The organism is Psychroserpens luteus (genome assembly GCF_015319355.1).
Classification (GTDB): domain Bacteria; phylum Bacteroidota; class Bacteroidia; order Flavobacteriales; family Flavobacteriaceae; genus Psychroserpens; species Psychroserpens luteus.
Genome location: NZ_JADILU010000001.1, coordinates 556701 through 573587, shown reverse-complemented (window position 1 = coordinate 573587; position 16887 = coordinate 556701). Strand labels below are relative to the sequence as shown.

General features: G+C 32.0%; 13 protein-coding genes and 1 tRNA gene. 7 read left to right on the top strand and 7 right to left on the bottom strand.

Features of this window, described 5'->3' with window-relative positions; genetic code table 11:
* Window positions 1–292 precede the first annotated feature (292 nt).
* Together IM744_RS02545 and IM744_RS02540 are read left to right on the top strand one after the other, a co-directional pair.
* Window positions 293–2044: a hybrid sensor histidine kinase/response regulator gene (locus IM744_RS02545; protein ID WP_194506512.1), complete on the top strand. Its 1752-nt coding sequence runs from the start codon at window positions 293–295 to the stop codon at window positions 2042–2044.
* The gene (locus tag IM744_RS02540; RefSeq protein ID WP_194506511.1) at window positions 2044–3816 is read left to right on the top strand and encodes an ATP-binding response regulator; all 1773 of its coding nucleotides are present in this window, start codon (window positions 2044–2046) and stop codon (window positions 3814–3816) included. The genes IM744_RS02545 and IM744_RS02540 overlap by 1 nt, the downstream gene beginning before the upstream one ends.
* A 186-nt stretch (window positions 3817–4002) precedes the next feature.
* On the opposite strand, the gene IM744_RS02535 is transcribed toward IM744_RS02540, so the two are convergent.
* The 7 genes from IM744_RS02535 to IM744_RS02505 all read right to left on the bottom strand — a co-directional run bounded on the left by IM744_RS02535 (window position 4003) and on the right by IM744_RS02505 (window position 12263).
* A tRNA-Asp gene (locus IM744_RS02535) sits at window positions 4003–4076 on the bottom strand.
* Window positions 4077–4151: 75 nt separating this feature from the next.
* Window positions 4152–5081 carry a DUF58 domain-containing protein gene (locus IM744_RS02530; protein ID WP_194506510.1) on the bottom strand — a complete coding sequence of 310 codons (930 nt, stop codon included), beginning with the start codon at window positions 5079–5081 and terminating at the stop codon, window positions 4152–4154.
* A 31-nt stretch (window positions 5082–5112) separates the two neighbouring features.
* Window positions 5113–5655 (bottom strand): ClpP family protease, encoded by a 543-nt coding sequence (locus IM744_RS02525; protein WP_194506509.1) that lies wholly within the window; start codon window positions 5653–5655, stop codon window positions 5113–5115.
* A gap of 90 nt (window positions 5656–5745) precedes the next feature.
* On the bottom strand, window positions 5746–6069 hold the full coding sequence (trxA, locus tag IM744_RS02520; protein ID WP_317175381.1) for a thioredoxin: 324 nt from the start codon (window positions 6067–6069) through the stop codon (window positions 5746–5748).
* A gap of 227 nt (window positions 6070–6296) precedes the next feature.
* Window positions 6297–10685: a DNA polymerase III subunit alpha gene (gene dnaE, locus IM744_RS02515; RefSeq protein WP_194506507.1), complete on the bottom strand. Its 4389-nt coding sequence runs from the start codon at window positions 10683–10685 to the stop codon at window positions 6297–6299.
* Window positions 10686–10933: 248 nt separating this feature from the next.
* Window positions 10934–11383, bottom strand: a complete 450-nt coding sequence (locus IM744_RS02510; RefSeq protein WP_194506728.1) for a ferritin-like domain-containing protein — start codon at window positions 11381–11383, stop codon at window positions 10934–10936.
* A 190-nt stretch (window positions 11384–11573) separates the two neighbouring features.
* Entirely contained in the window at window positions 11574–12263 is a 690-nt protein-coding gene (locus tag IM744_RS02505) for a DUF6252 family protein (protein ID WP_194506506.1), read from the bottom strand.
* Between the two features lie 176 nt (window positions 12264–12439).
* Here IM744_RS02505 and IM744_RS02500 point away from each other — a divergent pair, with 176 nt between their 5' ends.
* The 5 genes from IM744_RS02500 (at window position 12440) to IM744_RS02480 (ending at window position 16826) form a co-directional block, all read left to right on the top strand.
* Window positions 12440–12955 (top strand): 30S ribosomal protein S16, encoded by a 516-nt coding sequence (locus IM744_RS02500; protein WP_194506505.1) that lies wholly within the window; start codon window positions 12440–12442, stop codon window positions 12953–12955.
* Window positions 12956–13091: 136 nt separating this feature from the next.
* Window positions 13092–13622: a ribosome maturation factor RimM gene (gene rimM, locus IM744_RS02495; RefSeq protein WP_194506504.1), complete on the top strand. Its 531-nt coding sequence runs from the start codon at window positions 13092–13094 to the stop codon at window positions 13620–13622.
* Between the two features lie 107 nt (window positions 13623–13729).
* The gene (locus IM744_RS02490; protein WP_194506503.1) at window positions 13730–14443 is read left to right on the top strand and encodes a tRNA1(Val) (adenine(37)-N6)-methyltransferase; all 714 of its coding nucleotides are present in this window, start codon (window positions 13730–13732) and stop codon (window positions 14441–14443) included.
* Window positions 14444–14552: 109 nt separating this feature from the next.
* Window positions 14553–15731: an acyl-CoA dehydrogenase family protein gene (locus tag IM744_RS02485; protein WP_194506502.1), complete on the top strand. Its 1179-nt coding sequence runs from the start codon at window positions 14553–14555 to the stop codon at window positions 15729–15731.
* 198 nt (window positions 15732–15929) lie between these two features.
* A complete protein-coding gene (locus tag IM744_RS02480; RefSeq protein ID WP_194506501.1) occupies window positions 15930–16826 on the top strand; it encodes a metallophosphoesterase family protein in 897 nt (298 codons plus the stop codon).
* Window positions 16827–16887: the final 61 nt, after the last annotated feature.

Below are 16887 nucleotides of genomic sequence, written 5' to 3'. Positions count from 1 at the left end.
CTTCCTATAAGTTCGTTTCAAAATTTAATATGCTGATGAAGACTTTACTAAATTCAAAGCTATAACAAGTATGTTTTTTGAAATTTTAAATCCTTAAACTTATTAAATCATAAAATGAAAAGTGATTTCGCAAGGTATAAACAGAATCATAAGTGATTATTAAATTTAAAAACATCGTCAAAACGCTTGTTTTTATCGATAAAAAGCATAACATTGCAGAAGTATTTCTAATTAATCAAAAATATTAAGTATAAAACAAACTTAATAAACAACATTTTTTATCATATTTTAGATGAGTCCCAAATCATTAAATATAAATAATTTCTTAATTAAATCAACTTTTAAGCAACTTAGTCCTGCTGACAAGCTCACTTACATTACATATTGCATTGGGCTAGTATCAAACACTCTAATTCTTATAATAAATACGGTACTCAATTTTGAAATCCCAAAAAATGTTTCAATATTTATAATTGCTTCCATGTTAATTGGATGGTATTTATATTTTCATCTACAGAAGCCTTTCATTTCAAGTGTTTTTGTAATTACATCTCTTAACATTTCTTCATTTTACTTGTGCTATAATTTAGGTTTAACAACATCTTATTTCACTTATGTTTATGTGATCTTATGTACTATTCCATTTGTAAACAAAAGAGATAAGAATTATTTTAAAAACAGTCTTATTCTATCACTTATCACTTTGTTTTTTGCAATTATAAATATTGTTCTATCACCACAATATAATCTCGATAACCTATTAATAGATGGTGCCAATCAAAAATTATTAACTAATTCAATAATTAGTTTTATTTTGTTTCTAGTATTTGTATTCATTATGATATTTGCATTTTCAAATATTATTCTAGCATTAATTAAAGCTAAAATAAATGCTGTAAAACAAAAAGACACTAAGACACGTATTCTTTCTAATCTAGGACATGAACTTAGAACTCAATTAAGCAGTATTCATGGCATAACACAGTTAATATTAGTACAAAACAAAAATGAGTTATTGTCTAACAATACATTCTCCCAATACACAGAAACACTTGAAGTTTGTAGCAATCAAATGCTTTTTTTAGTTAATGATATTTTAGATATTCACAAAATTGAATCTGGAAACTTTAAACTTAATTCTAAACCCGAAAATTTATTTCAACTACTTAACCAAGCAGTCATACCATTTAAAAACAAAGCACATGAAAAAGATTTAGTTTTTGATGTTTCTATTGATCCCATTTTAAAAAATGATTATGTTAATCTAGATGCCTCTAGACTAACTCAAGTCATACAGAACTTAATCTCAAACGCTATAAACTACACCGAAAAAGGGTTCATTAAGTTTATTGCCAAAATAGAATATCAAGATCATGAGCAATCAACAATTTTATTTTCTGTTAAAGATTCGGGTATAGGTATTTCGGAAGATAATTTATTAAAAGTGTTTGATAGTTTTCAGCAAATTAGAGATGAAAAAACAACAAATACTGGAGGAACTGGTTTAGGTTTAGCAATTTCAAAAACAATTGTCGAGAAAATGGATTCCCAAATTAATATTAATAGCACTCTCAACATTGGTAGTGATTTTAATTTCACATTAAAACTAACAAAGGTTCCTAATTTATCTGAACAAAAAATTGAAGTTACTGGTACAAAACTTTTTCCTTCTATATTAGATGGAAAAAAAATACTCATAGCCGAAGACAACAAAATAAGTATGCTTTATGCTAGTAAATTATTAGAAAAGAATAACGCTAAAGTACTCAAAGCCTATAATGGCTTAGAAGCGATACAAGCTGCTGAGACACATCCTAACATATCTCTTGTATTATTAGATTTAGAGATGCCTGAAATGAACGGTTTTACAGCTATAAAACATATTAAAAAAACAAATGCAGCACTTAAAGTAATAGCCTTTACAGCTAATATTCCAGATGATATTTTGTTAGAAAAACTAAATAAATTGAACTTTGACGATTTTTTAGCAAAACCCTTTAGAAATGAAGATATGTTTTCAATATTAAATAAGTATTTAGATTAATGATAAAAACTTACATAAAAAAAGAGAGCTTGTATGAAAAAGAAGAAAAGAATGTAGATCTATTTACATTTATAATTCACGTTCTAGCCATAATTATTTGTATTGCTAACATTTTATTTAACTACTCAAAAAACCTTCTAGAATCTTTATATTTTGATGTTTTTATAGTTGTATCTCTAGTTATTGCAATGTTTGTTTATTTTAGATATAAACGACACCTCTTAGGGGCTTATATTTCAGTTATAGGAACTTCTATTGGTGTTTCAGGGGTATTGTATCTAGAAGGTAGGTTGTCTTTTAATTTTCTTTATTATTTTGCTATAATACTATCTATACCTTTCTTAGTAAAAAGAGATAAAAACTTCGTTAGAGACAATTACATTTTATTTATAATAGTTGCTACTATTGCTCTTACTGCCTTATGTATAGCTCCAACAAATCCAACATATTCTTTTTTAACCACTAAAGATATTTACACAAAAATGATATTTAATTCTACAATAAGTTTATTGACTGTAATTATGCTTTTTGTAATTATAGTATATGTGAGTAGAAATTTTTTCATTTCATTTTTAAAAGATAAAAAGTTTGCAGTAAAAGAAAAAGATAACCGCATGGTTGCTCTAACAAGTCTAGGCCACGAATTAAGAACACAAATAAATAGCATTAACGGTATTACTCAACTTATAATAGAGCAAAAAAAGGAACTCAAACCAAATAAAGAGTTACTAAAACAATACGCTACGATATTAGATAAGTGCAATGATCAAATGCTTAATTTAGTTAATGACATATTAGATATTCATAAAATTGAATCTAGTAAGTTTGAACTCATTGAAAAGTCTGAAAATTTAGATAAGCTTTTAAGCGAAATATGTAATAAATTTAGTTTACTAGCCGACAAAAAAAGTTTATGCTTTAAGAAAGAAATAGATCCAGAAATCGCAAAGCTTAATTTGGTTTTTGATAAAATGAGACTTAATCAAATTTTAAGAAACCTATTAAGGAATGCAGTAAAATATACATATGAAGGAGAGGTTACGCTAAAAACACTTTTATTAAAAGAAACACCTACAGTAGCATCTGTTTTATTTAAAGTTGAAGATACTGGAGTAGGAATTTTAGAAAAAAATTATTCAAAAATATTTGAAAGTTTCCAGCAGATTAAAAGTGAAAATTCAGATATTTATGGAGGTACAGGATTGGGTTTATCTTTAACCAAAACTATACTAGAAAAAATGGAATCAACCATAGACCTTGAAAGCAACATTAACAAAGGAAGTATCTTCTCATTTAAAATAGAGTTTAATAAAATAACTCAAGAAGAAAGTACAATTCAAAATATTGAAACTGTAATAAACAATAAAAACTGTCTTAATGGTAAAAACATCTTAATTGCAGATGATAATAAAGTTACTCTGTTATATGCTGATACATTATTAAAAAATCATAAAGCAAAGACTTTTTTAGCAAAAGATGGCCTTGAAGCTATTGAGATCGCTAAAACTCACAAAGAAATAGACATCGTACTTTTAGATTTAGAAATGCCAAAATTAAATGGCTTAAAAGCCATTAAACAAATAAAAACTTTAAATCCTAAGCAAACTGTTATTGCATTTACAGCTAATAGACCTAATGAAGAATTAATTAAAAAACTTTATAGTTGTGGTTTTGATGACTTTATTATAAAACCATTTAAAAAGGAAGAATTAATTAAAACTATTTACTTAAACTGCAAAGAAGCTCATCTAAAAGGAGTGCACAAGCCATAAGTAAAGGCCTTAAAACAAAAAAGCATCCCGATTTTCTTATTCAGAAAAAAGGAAAGCTTCTCATTGGTAAGAACCCAACAACATTGAGTTTCTCACAACTCTCAGATTTCTCTGAGAACAACACAACTTCTTTAAATCGCTAAAAAAAAGCTTCAATTTCTTGAAGCTTTAGTTTTGCAATTTTAGCGGTCTGGACGGGACTCGAACCCGCGACCTTCGCCGTGACAGGGCGACATTCTAACCAGCTGAACTACCAGACCGTTGCTTTATTGCGATGGCAAATATACACCCCATTTTTAATAACACAAATGTTTTTGCAAGATTTTTTAAAAAAATTAAATAAATTTTTGACGCTCGACCATATACGTTGTCAAAATCTTGTCAAAAGGTTTATTTATATCGGCTTCTACATATTTAATTTGATATTGGCCACACTTTAATTTGATATCCTTAAAGTAATCAGATACAGCACTTTCGTAACTCTCTTTTACTGTATCTGGATAAAGATTGATGAACTCATTAGTCTCAACATCTATGAATCTCTTAGGCGTATTATCAAAATTAAACTTCAACTCTTTTTCTTTGTCAATAACGTGAAATAATACAACTTCATGCTTATTATGCTTAAGATGTCTCAAAGCTTCAAACAATTTAACCTCATCGGTTGATGTTTGAAACATATCTGTAAAAAAGAAAATAAGTGATCTTCTGTGAATGTTTTCTGCTATTTGATGTAAATATGTGTAAGTTTCTGTTTGCTTGTTTAGCTGTTTTGAAACTACCATTTTACTTAATTCTGCCAATAACATTTGATGATGACGTTCACTACCCTTCTCGGGAGCGTAATAATCATAAGCATCACTATAAATACTTAAACCAACTGCATCTCGTTGCTTTTTTAAAATGTGCATCATTGATGCTGCTGCTAAAGCAGAAAAACCAATCTTATTCAAATTTAAGATACTGAACTCTTTTTGTTCAGGATAGTGCATTGAACTGCTATTATCTACAATAAGGTGACAACGCAAATTGGTTTCGTCATCATACCGTTTTGTATAAAGTTTATCTGTTTTAGCATATAGCTTCCAATCAATATGACGCGTGCTTTCTCCTTGGTTATAGATTTTATGTTCTGCAAACTCAGCAGAGAACCCATGAAACGGACTCTTATGCATACCAGCTACAAAACCTTCAACTACTTGCTTAGCTAGTAATTCTAGATTTTTAAAGCCTCCTGCTTTATTGAGTTCTGCTTGTAGGTTCATGAGTTATAAAATTTCCGAAGAAAAAAATATTTTAGATTATTCCGTCAACAATTCCGTAGGCTTTAGATTCTTCTGCTCCCATCCAATGGTCACGATTAAAATCTTTCATTACTTTATCGAAATCTTGTCCGCAATTATCTGCTAAAATTTTAGCACTCAACTCTTTAGTTTTTAAAATTTCTTGAGCTGTAATTTCAATATCACTGGCTTGACCACGAGCTCCTCCACTTGGTTGGTGAATCATCACTCTAGCGTGTGGTTGAATGAAACGTTTCCCTTTGGTACCAACAGATAATAATATTGATCCCATTGATGCTGCTAATCCAGTACAAATAGTAGAGACATCACTATTTAGTGATTTAATACAGTCATACATTGCAAATCCAGATGTTACATAACCTCCTGGACTATTTATGTATAAATGAATATCTTTCTTCTCTAGAGAGTCTAAATACAATAAACGATCAATCACATGTTTTGCTGATTTATCATCTACCATTCCCCAAAGAAAGACTTTACGTTCTTCTAATAATTTACTATCAATTAAGTCTTGCGTTTTTGCTTGCTTACTCATATGTATTTTTCTTATGTCTTAATATTAGTTAAAAATAAAAAAAGGTTCACCATACTGGCAAACCTTTTATCAATTCTTTATGAATATATTTTATAATAAAGCGTCGATTGCCTCAGAATAAGCATTTTTAGGTGCTACACCAACTTGTCTTCCAACAACTTCTCCGTTTTGGAATACTAGAACTGTAGGGATGTTTCTTACACCATATTTAGCAGCGAATTCTTGATTTGCATCAACATCTACTTTACCTACAACTGCTTTACCATCGTACTCTGTACTGATTTCGTCAATGATTGGTCCAACCATTCTACAAGGTCCACACCAAGCAGCCCAAAAATCTACCATTACTGGCTTATCACTTTTTAATACTAATTCTTCAAAATTTGCATCTGTTATTTCTAATGCCATAATTATATTGTCTAATTGTTTAACTTCAGTTTATTTATTACACAAAATTAGTCAAAAATTTTGCTAAACCTTACAGTGGTAGTATTTGTTTTGATTATGAGGTTATTGATTGATTGTATGATCCTCTTTTGGGCGTAACCCTTTTCCTCAGAAGCTCCAAACGGTCAGGCTGTCTCTACTCATTCTCTTCAAGGAGTTCAAACATACCGCTCCATCCTTTACGCGAAACTAAATTAATTCAATTTATAATATACCTGTTGCTCTTCCAACTCACTTAACAACTCCTGGGTGACTTTAACTTTTTGTACTCTACTTGGCATTTCTAATTTTATTTTTTCTCTGTTATCATAAACTACAAAGTTCAATAAATGATTACCTGGATGCATAGAAATCAACTCTTTCAACTGGTGTATTTTATCAGACTCCAATTCTTTGATATTTAACTGGATTGATAATTTTCTTACACTTTTCTCCATCACATCATGTAACAACTGGAAACTATTAAATTGTAACCTAGGATCACTCTTTTTACCAGTTTCTCGATTTACCCAACCTTCACGAACAAAAGTCTTAACATAAACAAATGTGTTTTTAACTAAAAACATACGATGTTTTAAATAGTCCTCACCAAAAATGCGAAACTCAAAAGTATCTGTATAATCCTCAATAGTGAACATCGCCCAACCTTTACCTTGTTTACTAGTGCGATGTATGACATCAGTAACTACACCTCCAAAAGTAATTTCTTTATTGACATTTGCATTTAAATCGCTAAAATCAGCAATCGTTCCCGTACAAAAACTATTCATTTCTGTTCTAAAATCGTCCAATGGATGACCTGAAATATAGACGCCAACAACCTCGCGTTCTTGTGCTAATTTCTCCATAGTTCCCCAAGTTTCACATGGCGGAACTAGTGGCTCTGCAATTTCAACATTACTCGCAGCTCCAAATAAACTTACTTGTGCAGAGTTTTCATTTTCTTGATGCTTAGCACCATATTTAATGGCCTTTTCTAAAAACGTTAAATCACTTCCTTCTTTTTGAAAATATTGTGCACGATGGGTATCTTCAAAACAGTCAAAACCACCAGCTAAAGCAAGGTTTTCAAATGCTTTTTTATTAGCCGCACGCAAATCAATTCGCTTTGCGATATCAAAAATAGATTTATAATTCCCGCCCTCTTTTCTGTTATCAACAATGGTCATTACTGCTCCATGACCAACTCCTTTAATGGCTCCCATTCCGAAGCGAACAGCATTATCTTTATTTACAGAGAATTTATAATAAGATTCATTGACATCTGGTCCAAGTACAGGAAGTTTCATTCGTTTACATTCTTCCATAAAGAAGGTCACCTGCTTAATATCGTTCATATTATTAGACAGTACAGCTGCCATATATTCTGCAGGATAATGTGCTTTTAAATAGGCAGTTTGATAGGCTATCCAAGCATAACACGTAGAGTGAGATTTGTTAAAGGCATAACTTGCGAATGCTTCCCAATCTTTCCAAACTTTCTCTAAAACTTTAGCATCATGACCTTTAGCACTTGCTTGTTCAATAAATTTTGGCTTCATTTTATCCAAAACCGCAATTTGTTTTTTACCCATTGCTTTTCTCAAAACATCGGCTTCACCTTTAGTGAAATCTGCTAATTTTTGAGACAGTAGCATTACTTGCTCTTGGTAAACTGTAATACCATAGGTTTCTTTGAGATATTCTTCCATTGCTGGTAAATCATACTCAATATCTTCGTCACCATGTTTACGTCTTGTAAAACTTGGGATATACTCCATTGGACCTGGACGATACAAGGCATTCATTGCAATTAAATCTTCAAAAACACTAGGTTTTAATTCCTTAAGGTGTTTTTGCATTCCTGGTGATTCGTACTGAAACACACCAACCGTTTCTCCTCTTTGGAACAACTCATAAGTTTTCTCATCATCTAAAGGAAACGTATCTGGATCTAATAATATATCATGTTTTGCTTTGACAATTTTAACGGTATCCTTAATTAAAGTCAAGGTTTTCAATCCCAAGAAATCCATCTTAAGCAAACCTGCATCTTCAACCACTGAGTTATCAAACTGAGTGACATACAAATCTGAATCTTTTGCTAAAGCAACAGGAACAAATTTGGTAATATCATCTGGTGTAATAATTACTCCACAGGCATGAATACCAGTATTTCTTACTGAACCCTCAAGTGATCTAGCAAGATTTATAGTTTCGGCATCTAAACCATCACCATCTGCTATATTAATTAGTTCATTGACTTTCTCTAAATCTTCTGCTCTAAATTTACTTCCTAGTTCCTTTTCCGATAGGCCAAAAATCTTATTCAGTTTTGACATGGTTGGAATTAGCTTCGCAATACGATCTGCTTCAAATAATGGCAGATCGAGCACTCTTGCTGTATCACGAATAGATGACTTTGCAGCCATCGTACCGTAGGTAATAATCTGAGCCACTTGACTAGAACCGTATTTATCAATCACATAATCCATGACGCGACTTCGACCTTCATCATCAAAATCGATATCAATATCTGGCATACTCACACGATCTGGATTCAAGAAACGCTCAAAAAGCAAGTCGTACTTAAGCGGATCAATATTTGTAATCCAAAGGCAATAAGCAACTACAGATCCTGCAGCAGATCCACGACCTGGACCAACCGAAACATCCATTTTACGCGCTTCTCTAATAAAATCTTCTACAATAAGAAAATAACCAGGATAACCTGTATTTTCAATAACGCTCAATTCAAAATCAAGACGTTCAACAACTTCTTCACTTAGATCTTCTCCATATCGCTTTTTTGCACCTACAAAAGTTAAATGTTTTAGAAAAGCATTTTCTCCGCGTTTTCCTTTATCTGCTATATCTGCATCATCCTTAAACTCCTCTGGAATATCAAAAGCGGGTAACAAAACATCTCGAGCAAGCTGATACGCTTCGACCTTATCTACGACTTCTTGAATATTTGAAATTGCTTCTGGTACATCCTTAAATAAGGATTTCATCTCATCAGAGGACTTAAAATAATACTCCTGATTCGGCATCCCATAGCGATATCCTCGACCACGACCAATTGGAGTTGCTTGTTTTTCACCATCTTTTACACACAATAAAATATCATGTGCGTTAGCATCTTCCTTTTTACAATAATAGGTATTGTTAGAAGCTATTAATTTAACATCATGTTTTTTAGAAAACTCAATAAGCACAGGATTAACACGGTTTTCATCTTCTTGATTATGACGCATTAATTCGATATACAAATCGTCACCAAACTCTTGTTTCCACCATATCAAAGCTTCTTCCGCTTGATTCTCTCCAACATTTAATACTTTACTTGGTACTTCTCCATAAAGATTTCCCGTTAAACAAATCAGGTTCTCTTTATATTGTTGAATCAGTTTTTTATCAATTCTTGGCAAGTAGTAAAACCCATCAACAAAAGCATGTGACGATAACTTTGCAAGATTATGATACCCTTCTTTATTTTTAGCAATCAATACAATTTGATAGCCATTGTCTTTTCTAGATTTATTGGTATGATCTTCACAAACAAAAAACTCACAACCTATGATTGGTTTTATTTCTTTTCCTTGCGGAAGTTCGCCTTTCTCCTCTGCCTCTGCATTTTTTGTTTTTACACCTTTATTATGACCATTAACAGCATTTACAAAATGAAAAGCACCCATCATATTGGCATGATCGGTTAATGCGACTGCAGGCATTTTATGCTCAGCAGCAACAGCCACTAAATCTTTAATACTAATCGTTGATTGTAATACCGAAAACTGAGAATGGTTATGAAGATGAACAAAATCAACATCTGCCAATCCAGAAATATTTTCTTTTATTTCTGCTTCGGAAATATCTTTGGATTGTAACTTTTGGAGTCGCTCATTAATTTTAGCACTTTCCTTTTTGAGGTTGATGTGCTTTAATCCAATAAGTTGAATTGTTTGCGGATTCTTCTCGTTAAAATTCTGAAAATAATCAGGCTCAACATCTAATTGCTCCCTTGTATATTCTCCTAAACGTAACAGTTCGAAAAAGCAACGTGTGGTAGCTTCAACATCTGCAGTTGCGTTGTGTGCTTCAGAAAATGGCTTATTAAATAAAAATTGGTGTAATTCTGTAAGGGTTGGGAGTTTGAACTTTCCGTAGCGACCACCAGGAATTTGACACAGTGAAGCAGTATGCTCTGTACACGTATCTAAAACCGGTAATTCCTGGAGTTGGTTTTCAAGGTTTCCTCTCACAAACTCTGCTCCCATGATATTGAGATCAAACTTCACGTTTTGACCAACAACAAATTTGGTCTTTGATAATGCAACATTAAATTTCTCTAACACTTCTTGGAGAGAAACACCTTGTTCTTGTGCTAACTCTGTAGAAATACCATGAATTTTCTCTGCATCATACGGAATATTAAATCCGTCTGGTTTCACCAAATAATCTTGATGTTCTACACAGTTTCCCATCTCATCATGGAGTTGCCATGCAATTTGAATACATCTTGGCCAATTATCAACATCTGTAATTGGTGCATCCCATCGTTTTGGTAATCCTGTGGTTTCGGTATCGAAGATTAAATACATATTATCTTGGGCTGTTTATTTCTCGCAATCCCGAAAGGTTTCGGGAGCAGAGGTACAAAGCGTTATTTGATTACTCTTGTGTGAAAATATTAATATAGAAAATTTGATATTTCATAAAATAAATTCAATAAAAGCTAGCGTATAAAATTACGAAGAAAGTCCTTTTTTATAAAGCGAAGTTATAAACAGTTTTAAACAAAAAAAATCAGCTCTTTCAAGCTGATTTTTCTTACAAGAAACCGTATCGATTATGATACTAATTCTTCGTGTACTTTTTCGGTATTAATTGCCGATTGGATTGCATTTTTATGTTTAATCAATAACGCATCTATTGTAGGCGGTAAATTACGCTCTTTCATAAGCTCATTATAGTCTTCTAGACTAGCCTCTTCTCCTCGAATTGCTTCTTCAAGAATTGACTCTTCATTATTTGAAGTAAAAGTAGATTTTAAAGACATCCAATTGCGATGCATTGTCCCTTTAAAACTTCCTGAATCTTCTGGAATTTGCCCATACTGTAAAATCTCAGTTCTTAGCTCTTTTGCAAATTCGCTACGCTCTGACGCTCTTCTTTTAAAGAACATTTTCAGCTTATCACTGTTCACATTATCAATAGCATTTAAATAGCCTTTTTCTGCGTCATAATTTTTTACTAATAATTCATTTAACTTGTTTGAAATTTCTTCTGAATACTTCATATTTCTCTTATCATTTTTAAATTTCAATACTTTCTTTTTTGATGCGTATTGTTTCACATCCAACTGTGTATAGTATAATATAAAAAGTAGGAAAAATCGAACAACTTAACATTTTTAACAAAACCTTACATCTCTATTAACAAAAAAAGCAACCCTAAGGTTGCTTTTTAATGTGTTGTTCAAATTTATATTATGGTATACAGGTTCCTAAACCGTCTACGATTATTTGTAGGCTTCCATCAGGATCATCACAAATATCTATCTTATCCATTAAAGCTATTTTGTATGCATTACAGGCTTCAGTATAATCTGGCATTGTTGTATCTGTTGCATTGTATGCTATTTGCGTAATGCTTACTTGCTGTGTTGCTTGTAAACAACTGCTACTATTATCTAATGCCACTAAACCACCTACTATTGGCACTTTGTAAAATACTCCTTCATTAAAGTTTACTGTTTGCGTTCCATCTTCTGTAAAAGCGTAAAACCAAAATGTCCCTGTCATGGTCTTAGGAGTTGTATCATAAACATTTTCAACAATGATTTGACCTTCTGCTGGATACAATGAAAAATCTTCATCTGGATCATTTGCTGTAGAGTAAATGACACCATTTTCATCTTTAATGATTGCAACATTTGGATTATCACCTCCTAAAATATAGGTGCCTGCAATATCATTTTGAGTGATTAACTGTATGGTTTCAATGTTATTACTTCCTTGGATTAAAAATCCCCCAAAATCAATATCAGCAGCATAAGATACTGCTTTCCATGGATTACCATTATAATTCCCTTGTATTGCAGGTGAATTAAATTCTAGTTCTTCACCACAGCTAAATACTGTTACCAAGGTTATAAGAAATAAGGCTATTTTTTTCATTTTATCAGTTTTCAATATATTATAGGTAGATACACTAACGTTTTAGTGTTCCCAAAAGTATAATAAATTTTCAATATTACTTAATTACTAATAAAATGTTGAGAATTAAATTATTGTATTATCTTTGCGCCTCATTAATAATAGAGGTCGCGAACCTTACAAATTAATAATAAAATATGCCTGTAAAAATTAGATTACAAAGACACGGTAAAAAAGGAAAACCTTATTACTGGATCGTTGCAGCAGATGCACGAGCAAAAAGAGATGGTAAATACTTAGAGAAATTAGGTGCTTACAATCCAAACACTAATCCAGCAACAGTAGAATTAGATGTTGATGGAGCAGTACAATGGTTACAGAATGGTGCACAACCAACTGATACAGCTAGAGCAATTTTATCTTATAAAGGTGCTATGCTAAAAAATCATTTAGCTGGTGGTGTAGCTAAAGGTGCTTTAACTGAAGAACAAGCAGAAGCTAAGTTTGATGCTTGGTTACAAGAAAAAGCTGGAAAAGTACAAACAAAAGAAGCAGGTTTATCTGAAGTTCAAGCAAAAGCGAAAGCAGATGCATTAGCAGCAGAGAAAGCAGTTAATGAAGCTAGAATAGCAGCTGCAGCTCCTGTAGTTGAAGAAGTAGAAGCAACTGATGCTCCTGCTGAAGAAGCTAAAGCTTCAAACGAAGAAGAATAGAAAATTATTTTTTATACTTTTAAACTCCGATACAATGTATCGGAGTTTTTTAGTTTATAACATTGAGTTTAAAACACTAATTAGATATAACATTAAAGAGATTCCTACTTTCGTGGGAATGACAAATTAAACTGTTATGGAAAAAAAAGACTGCTTTTTTCTAGGTAAAATTGTAAAGAAATACAGCTTCAAAGGCGAACTATTAGTCAAGTTAGATACTGACGAGCCTGCGCTTTATGAAAACATGGATTCTGTTTTTATAGAGGTTAGAGATAAACTGCTCCCATTTTTTATTGAATCTTCACAACTGCACAAATCTGAATTATTGCGTGTCAAATTTGAAGATGTCGATACAGAAGAAGATGCTGATTCACTTATGAAAAATGGTTTGTATTTACCTCTTGAATTTTTACCAAAATTAGAAGATGATAAATTTTACTTTCATGAAATTATTGGATTTAAAGTTGAAGATAAAAATTTTGGTCATGTAGGTATTATAAAATCTATTAATGACTCTACCGCTCAATCGCTTTTTGAAATTGATAGAGACGGAATAGAAATCTTAATCCCAATGAATGATGAGTTTATTTCTAAAGTAGATAAACAGAACAACACCATTTTTGTGGAAACTCCTGAGGGATTGATTGATTTGTATTTGGAAGAATAAATTTGCCATACCTGCAAAAGCAGAAATCTAACAAGAACTACTTAAGACTAAAAAATAGATTCCTGCTTTCGCAGGAATGACAGTTTCGATTTAGCAAAAGACAGAACATGAATAAGCCTTTTCAATTCAAACAATTCTCAGTTAATCAAGATCAATGTGCTATGAAAATTGGTACAGATACTGTTTTGTTAGGTGCTTGGACTTCAACTGAAACCAACCCATTTTCAATCTTAGATATTGGTACTGGAACAGGTGTTTTATCTTTAATGTTAGCACAACGAAGTCATGCTGAAGTTATAGAGGCATTAGAAATTGATGATTCAGCTTATGAACAGTGCGTAGATAACTTTGAGCAATCACCTTGGAATGATCGCTTATTCTGTTATCATGCTTCTTTAGAGGAATTTGCTGAAGAAATTGAAGATAAATATGATTTGATTATTTGTAATCCGCCATTTTATGCTGAAAATTATAAAACTGAAAGTACTCAACGAGATCTAGCACGATTTCAAGATGCGATGCCTTTTGAGCATTTGTTAGAAAGTGTTGCAACCCTACTTTCTGAAGAAGGAATTTTTTCTGTTGTTATTCCATTTTCCGAAGAAAAAAAATTCATTACTCTTGCTAGTCAAGTTTCTCTTTTTCCGAAACAAATTTTACATGTTAGAGGAAACCCTTCCGCAGAAATAAAAAGAAGTCTCATTGAATTTTCATTCGTGAAAAAAAATCTAGAAATTAAAGAATTAATTATTGAAACTACGCGTCATCATTATACAGAGGACTACATTAATTTGACAGCCAATTTTTATTTGAAAATGTAGTTTTAAGAAAACGTTTTCGTTATTTTTGTTATTCAAATATTATATGACTCATAATGACTTGAGCGTAAGCGACAGCATTTGACTTTTGAACAATAATAAAAACTATCAAATGAAGCCAGATTTATTCGAAGCACCAGATTATTACAATCTTGATGAATTACTTACCGAAGAACATAAATTAGTACGTGATGCAGCCAGAGACTGGGTAAAACGTGATGTTTCACCAATCATTGAAGAGTATGCTCAAAAAGCAGAATTCCCTACACAAATCGTAAAGGGTTTAGCTGAAATAGGTGCTTTTGGACCTTACATTCCGGAAGAATATGGAGGCGCTGGTTTGGATCAAATTTCTTATGGTTTAATCATGCAAGAAATTGAACGTGGTGACTCTGGAGTTAGAAGTACAGCTTCTGTACAATCGTCTTTAGTCATGTATCCTATTTGGAAATATGGTAACGAAGAACAACGCCAAAAATATTTGCCAAAATTAGCTAGTGGTGAGTGGATTGGATCTTTTGGATTAACAGAGCCTGATCATGGTAGTAATCCAGCAGGTATGGTTACCAACTTTAAAGATATGGGTGACCATTATCTTTTAAATGGTGCTAAAATGTGGATTTCAAATTCACCTTTCTGTCAAATAGCAGTAGTTTGGGCAAAAGATGAAAGTGGTCGTATTCACGGACTTATTGTTGAACGTGGTATGGAAGGTTTCTCTACACCAGAAACACACAACAAATGGTCACTTAGAGCATCTGCTACTGGTGAGCTTATCTTTGATAATGTAAAAGTGCCTAAAGAGAATTTATTACCAAACAAATCTGGATTAGGAGCACCATTAGGTTGTTTAGATTCTGCTCGTTTTGGTATTGCTTGGGGAGCTATTGGAGCTGCAATGGATTGTTATGATACTGCTTTGCGTTATAGCAAAGAGCGTATGCAATTTGGAAAACCTATTGGTCAATTTCAATTACAACAAAAGAAATTAGCTGAAATGATTACCGAAATCACTAAAGCTCAATTATTAGCTTGGCGATTAGGTGTGATGCGTGAAAATGGAACTGCAACTTCAGCACAAATATCTATGGCGAAACGTAACAATGTAGATATGGCTTTAAAAATTGCTCGTGACTCAAGACAAATGTTAGGAGGTATGGGAATTAGCGGTGAATATTCTATAATGAGACACATGATGAATCTAGAAAGTGTAGTAACTTATGAAGGTACTCACGATATTCATTTACTAATTACAGGATTGGATGTTACTGGTTTGAATGCTTTTAAGTAAAATTTAAATTACAAGAAAATATTATAAATGCTTCTATTAATTTAGAGGCATTTTTTTTACTTCGGAAATTTTAAACTTATAAACTCCTTTAAATTTTAACATCTTTTTCTACGTTGAAAACCCTAGGTTTTAATAATTAAAAAATAAAGGATAACAACTAGTTGTTAATTTCTACTTATTTTAGTTGAAAGTTTATTCATGTCTTCAAAATCCAGATTAGATCGCGCTTACAAAAATGCGAAACGTATTGCGTTTACAGATACTTCTAAATTTATTTTCTTTAGTGATTGTCATAGAGGAGACAATAGTTTTGCAGATGATTTTGCCAATAATCGTAATATTTATTTTCATGCATTAAAACATTATTACACAGAAGGTTTTCAATACTGTGAAATTGGTGATGGTGATGAACTATGGGAAAATCTATCGTTTGAATCCATCTTCTACGCACACAAAAACGTGTATATGTTGATGAAACAATTTCATGATGAAGAACGATTACATATGATTTGGGGAAACCATGATATGGTATATCGAGACCCTAAATATGTTGAAAAACACTTATCTTCTTTTTTTGATCCTAAAACAGGAGAAAATGAAGATTTATTTTGCGGTATTAAATATCATGAAGGTATTGTTCTAGAACATGCAGAAACTAACCAAGAATTATTTTTAACACATGGCCACCAAGCAGATTGGTGGAATTACACCTTTTGGAAATGGAGTAGATTTCTAGTTAGAATACTTTGGAAACCATTAAATGTTATGGGAATTGCAGACCCAACTAGTCCTGCTAAAAACTATAAAGAACTTATAAAAGTAGAACGCAGAACAAAAAAATGGATTATAGAAAACAATAACCTCATTACCGTTGTAGGTCATACACATAGACCGCGTTTCCCTGAGCCTGGAGATATTGCGTTTTTTAATGATGGAAGTTGTGTACACCCAAGAAGCATCACAGGTATTGAAGTTGAAAATGGTGAAATTTCTTTAATAAAATGGCAAATTGTAACTACAGAGAATGGTACATTAAAAATTGATCGTTTTTTATTAGAAGGCCCTAGAAAGTTGATGGATTATAAGACTGAATGAATTAAATATGTCATTCTGAGCATTCCGAATATATTCGGAGTCGAAGAATCTACTAAAAAAA